Raw genomic sequence first — 247 nt, 5'->3', positions numbered from 1 at the left:
TCAGCTTCTTCTAGCTCTTCTGTTTCTGTAATTACTTCTACTTCTTCTGACTCTTCCGCTTCTACAATTACTTCCACTTCTTCTGACTCTTCTGCTTCCACAATTACTTCAGCTTCTTCTGACTCTTCTGTTTCTGTAATTACTTCCACTTCTTCAGGTGCCTCTGTTTCCATAACTACTTCTTCAAACTCTTCCGTTTCTGCAATTACTTCTACTTTTGACACTTCTTCTGGTATTTCCACAATGA

1 protein-coding gene is annotated in these 247 nt (G+C 38.5%); it reads right to left on the bottom strand.

The annotated features are described in order from the left end of the window. Positions 1 to 247, bottom strand: a 247-nt coding sequence (locus tag MR107_RS30855; RefSeq protein ID WP_242293210.1) for a hypothetical protein, incomplete at both ends; no start/stop codon positions are given.

Origin of the sequence: Bacillus cereus group sp. BfR-BA-01441, from assembly GCF_022663075.1 — a bacterium.
GTDB classification, from domain to species: Bacteria; Bacillota; Bacilli; order Bacillales; family Bacillaceae_G; genus Bacillus_A; species Bacillus_A cereus.
The sequence above is the reverse complement of the archived record's forward strand: the minus strand, read 5'-3'. Positions and strand labels throughout refer to the sequence as shown.